This is a genomic window from Streptomyces sp. NPDC002573 (genome assembly GCF_042889625.1).
Lineage (GTDB): Bacteria > Actinomycetota > Actinomycetes > Streptomycetales > Streptomycetaceae > Streptomyces > Streptomyces gibsoniae.
Map to the genome: position 1 here is coordinate 1 of NZ_JBIARC010000194.1, position 4,191 is coordinate 4,191.

Genomic DNA, 4,191 nt, shown 5'->3' on the forward strand with positions numbered 1-4,191 from the left:
CTGGCCATCAACACCTCAGTGTGGAGCGACGACGTGTGGGTCGTGGACTCCACGCCGGTCGAATGCGGCCGCTCCCGCGAGACAGTGAAACGCTCCGACCTGGCCGGCTGGGCCGAATACGGCTACTGCGCCAGCCACAGCCGGTTCTTCTGGGGGCTGCGCCTGCACCTGATCTGCACCCTCCAGGGCCTGCCCGTCGCCTTCGCCCTGACCGGCGCCAAAGCCGACGAACGCGAGACCCTGCTGGACCTCCTCGCCGCCGACCCCGACCTCCTACGCGACCGTCCCGGACAGACCCTGATCGGCGACAAGAACTACTTCGGCCGCGCCTTCGAACACGAACTCGCCGAGCAGGAGACCAACTTGTTGCGGCCGGCCCGCAAGGGCGAACGGGAACGGCCGGGCGCACACCTCTTCAAGCCTTTGCGGCAGATCATCGAGTCAATCAACGAGACCTTCAAGGGCCAACTCGACCTCGAACGCCACCGCGGACGCACACCCAACGGCGTCATCGCTCGCGTAATGCAACGCATCCTCGCCCTGACCACGGCGATATGGCACAACGACCACACCGGACAAGACGTCCTACGCTCGCTGACCGCGTTCGATCACTGACCCCTTGGAATAGATCATCTAGACGGGATTCCGAGCGCGGAGCGGACGCGCCTCTATCCGGTTCAGGAGCGTCCCTGCCGAGATTCGAGGTGCTTGGGCTGTCGGCCTCAAGTGCCAGGCCGCCCGTGCCGGAGCTGGCGCGCTCTCTCAGGCGGGAAGTCGTGCTGTCACGATCTCGCCATCCGCTCCAACGCACTTCTCCACGGTGGCGAGTGCGCCGGCGGCCGTGTCGGCGACGAAGACCAGCTCTCCAAGGGGCAATGGCAGCAACCCCTGCTCGTCCATTTGCCGGAGCTGGAGTATCAGCCCGTCGTGGAAGCCGGCCGTGTTCAGCAGCACTACGGGGTCGTCGTACAGGCCGTGCTTCCTCAGTCCAGGACCTCGTCGCTTCGTCCAGCGTGCCCACGCCGCCGGGCATCACCACTACTGCGTCGGACACGGCCAGCAACCGTGCCTTCCGTTCAGCGAGATCCCTGGCGAACGTCATTTCGTCGGCGTCCTTCCTGACCTGCTTCCGGAGAAAATCGACCGAGATCCCCTTGAGCCGCCCTCCCGACCCTCCACTCCGTCGGTGACGACCATCATCAGCCTGGTGTCGGATCCACCCCACAGCAGGGTGTGGCCGGCCCTGCCGATGAGCTTCCCGAACTCGCGGGTCGGCTGCGTGTAGCGCTCGTCGAGCGTCAGGGGCTGAGAGGAAGACACCGATGTTCATCGGGGGCGGGCGCTGTTGCCGCCATGGCCGGACCGTATGCGCGCGTCCGCCCACACGTGTAGACATTTTCTGAGCAAAAGACCGGACCACTTCGCGTCGAACGGCCAGACAGCCCCTGGGCGCCGCCTGTCAGACCAGTTACACCGCGAAGTCGGAGCGCCACGTCGCATGCTCAGGGCTCCACGCGCGGGAGTGGATCAGTGTCTCAGCTCCGTAGATCGCGAACTTGCTTTGTCCGCAGAATTGGTCTGGGAATTTATCACAAAATTGGACCATAGGTCCGGTCTACTGGGTGCGTAGCGTTGCGGGCATGAGGACAACGAAGCACACGGAGGCACGCAGCGCCTCCCCGAGCACACGCGCTGTCTGGCCTGGGCGAAGCCCGCCGCGGAGGCCTCAGGCCATGATCCGCCTGGACTCGGCACCATGATGGTCTCCCCGTGGCTCCTAGGCGCCTTCCCCGGGTGCAGCATCGTTCTCTACGTGCTGGCCCACGGTCGCCCAGTCGATGACGGCGCGCACCAGGCTTTCCTTGTTCGCGAAGTAGTGGCTCAGCTGCGAGCCGCTGACCCCCGGTGCTCTTCGCACCAGCTCGTTGTTCGTCGCGTGGACCCCCGCGTGTAGATCAAGTCCGCGGCGTGCTCGAGGATGCGACCTCGCGCCGCCAGCCCCTTGCCCGTGCGCCCGCGAAGATCACGCGATCCATCGTTCATCTGCATGTCACCACCCTATCCCGCAGATTGGGCTCAGCAGCCCAACGCGAACACAGATTGGGCTTGACAGCCCATTCCGCGTCGCATTCACTGTGAGTGGGCCAAGCAGCCCAGACTGATACCGACCCGAGGACCGCCACCATGTCTCGTCTCAGGACGCCCGAGCTCATCGACATCGACGCCAAGACGCAGGGCACGCTCGACGCCATCGCCAAGCAGTTCGGCTTCGCTCCGGGCATGTTCACCACGCTCGCCGCCAACCCGACCGTCCTCGAGATCGTGATAGGCCTGCAGGGCAGCATCGCGAAGCTCCTCGACGCGAAGACCCGCCACACGATCGCGCTGGCCACGTCCCACTCCAACAACTGCGACTACTGCTCGGCGCTGCACGGATACATCTCCGCGAACCTCGGAGGCATGTCCACCGACGAGATCGAGTTGGCCCGCACCGGCGGCTCCACCGATCCCAAGCGTGCCGCCGTCGCTCGCTTCTCCCAGCAGGTGATCGAGACCCGCGGCCAGGTGGGCGACGAGGCCATCGCCGCGGTCCGCGAGGCCGGGTACACGGACCCCGAGATCCAGGCGATCATCACCGTCGTGGTCGTCACGCTGCTCACGAACTACCTCAACAACGTCAACGACACCGTCGTCGACATCCCCGGTGCGGGCGCGTAACCAGCGACGTCGAAACCGCGTCGACCGGCACGGAGGTCGCCCCAATGAAAGCGACGTCCACCACGTACTGACGTGACTCCAACGCCCAGAAACCGCCCCCTGCCCCGATCTCTCCGACAACGAAACGAAAACCAAGCATGGATCTCAACAATCTGATCACCAAGCACCTCACCCGCTACTTCGACCCGAACAAGAAGATCCCGGAGGAGACCTTCCAGCTCCTGCTGCGCTACCTACGCACCTCGCCGACGACGGTCAACATCCAGCCGAACCACTTCCATGTGCTGGAGTCGCAGGCCGGCAAGGACAAGCTTGCGGACGCTCTCGTCGGCCGCTTCGCGGACAACCAGGAGAAGGTCCGGAACGCGTCGCACGCGATCGTGTTCACGACCCGCAAGACGATTCCCGACGAGCACTTGCAGGAGATCTTCGCGAAGGAGCGCGCGGACGGTCGCTTCGCGGACCCGGAGATCCAGAAGGGATGGGAGGCTGGAGCGTCCCACTTCGTGGAGATCCAGTCGGAGAACTATGGCGGCGACGTGCTCCACTGGCTGGAGAAGAACACGTACCTCGTGGTCGGCGCGACCATGATGGCCGCCGCTTCTCTCGGAGTCGACGCCACCCCGATGGAAGGGTTCGACCGCGCGGCGATCGACGAAGCCTTCGGCCTCACCGACACCGACTTCACCACAACGCTGATCATGGCGCTCGGGTACCCGGACGAGACGCGCGTCTCTCGCCAGCCGGTCTCGCGCTTCGACGCCGAGAAGATCTTCACCCACATGTGACGAACTGAACGGGCGCGCGATCGGCGCGCCTGCTCGGTTCTGGGGGGACTCGGCTGTCCGGCGCCCGCACCTCTGCCAGACGGACGCCGGACAGTCGACCTCCACCGACCTCGAGGAGGCCAAGATGCACGCAGACAGGACAGTTCAGAACCGCGCGGCCGCGCGCGCCGCAGAGCTGCCGGGTTCAGAGCACACGCACCAGTTCACCGGCGAGTGGGAGGTGTGGAAAGTCGGCGGCAAGGTGTTCATGCTGCAGACATCGATGCCTGGGGAGCCGGTCGTGATCCTCAAGGCCGATCCCTCAGATGCGGAGACGCTCCGCGCGTCGCACACGAGCATCTCTCGCGGCTACCACATGAATAAGAAGCACTGGATCACCGTCGCACCTGGTGCGGATATCGAGCAGGCGTTGGTGGACGACCTCGTGACCGAGTCGTACCTGCTCGTCGTCGCGGGCCTTCCCAGACAGAGCCGCCCGGTCGACCCCGAAACTTTCAGCTTTCTGCCGTCCGCCGACTGACCGACGCGGCGCCAAACAAAAAACCGGCTCTTCGCCGATCCGGTGGGTCTATCAGGAATCAGGCTCTGGTCCGTAGTCGGTGGTAGCGGTGGGTGACGGTGGCTACTGGAGCAGGATGCGGTGGCGTAGGAGGTCGAAGCCGGCGCGGCCGTGCATCTGCCTCAT

5 protein-coding genes and 1 pseudogene are annotated in these 4,191 nt (G+C 65.1%); 4 read left to right on the top strand and 2 right to left on the bottom strand.

What is annotated here, in order from left to right:
* Positions 1 to 615 (top strand): IS982 family transposase (locus tag ACFYX0_RS46925; RefSeq protein ID WP_388981749.1); only part of this gene is annotated, 615 nt, incomplete at its 5' end.
* Between the two features lie 147 nt (positions 616 to 762).
* Here ACFYX0_RS46925 and ACFYX0_RS46930 read toward each other — a convergent pair.
* Together ACFYX0_RS46930 and ACFYX0_RS46935 are read right to left on the bottom strand one after the other, a co-directional pair.
* Positions 763 to 1,330 (bottom strand): annotated as a pseudogene (locus tag ACFYX0_RS46930) (LOG family protein).
* Between the two features lie 447 nt (positions 1,331 to 1,777).
* Positions 1,778 to 1,918, bottom strand: coding sequence for a hypothetical protein (locus ACFYX0_RS46935; RefSeq protein ID WP_388981752.1), 141 nt, complete (start codon positions 1,916 to 1,918; stop codon positions 1,778 to 1,780).
* A gap of 266 nt (positions 1,919 to 2,184) precedes the next feature.
* On the opposite strand from ACFYX0_RS46935, the gene ACFYX0_RS46940 reads away from it, so the two are divergent.
* The 3 genes from ACFYX0_RS46940 to ACFYX0_RS46950 all read left to right on the top strand — a co-directional run bounded on the left by ACFYX0_RS46940 (position 2,185) and on the right by ACFYX0_RS46950 (position 4,026).
* Entirely contained in the window at positions 2,185 to 2,718 is a 534-nt protein-coding gene (locus tag ACFYX0_RS46940) for a carboxymuconolactone decarboxylase family protein (RefSeq protein WP_388981755.1), read from the top strand.
* Between the two features lie 137 nt (positions 2,719 to 2,855).
* The gene (locus ACFYX0_RS46945) at positions 2,856 to 3,506 is read left to right on the top strand and encodes a nitroreductase family protein (protein WP_388981757.1); all 651 of its coding nucleotides are present in this window, start codon (positions 2,856 to 2,858) and stop codon (positions 3,504 to 3,506) included.
* Between the two features lie 124 nt (positions 3,507 to 3,630).
* Complete coding sequence (locus ACFYX0_RS46950; protein WP_388981759.1) at positions 3,631 to 4,026, top strand: MmcQ/YjbR family DNA-binding protein; 396 nt, start codon at positions 3,631 to 3,633, stop codon at positions 4,024 to 4,026.
* Positions 4,027 to 4,191: the final 165 nt, after the last annotated feature.

Excerpts from the sequence above, each read along its gene's own strand:
- ACFYX0_RS46940 (WP_388981755.1), top strand. The coding sequence starts at position 2,185 with ATGTCTCGTCTCAGGACGCCCGAGCTCATCGACATCGACGCCAAGACG.
- ACFYX0_RS46945 (WP_388981757.1), top strand. The coding sequence starts at position 2,856 with ATGGATCTCAACAATCTGATCACCAAGCACCTCACCCGCTACTTCGAC.
- ACFYX0_RS46950 (WP_388981759.1), top strand. The coding sequence starts at position 3,631 with ATGCACGCAGACAGGACAGTTCAGAACCGCGCGGCCGCGCGCGCCGCA.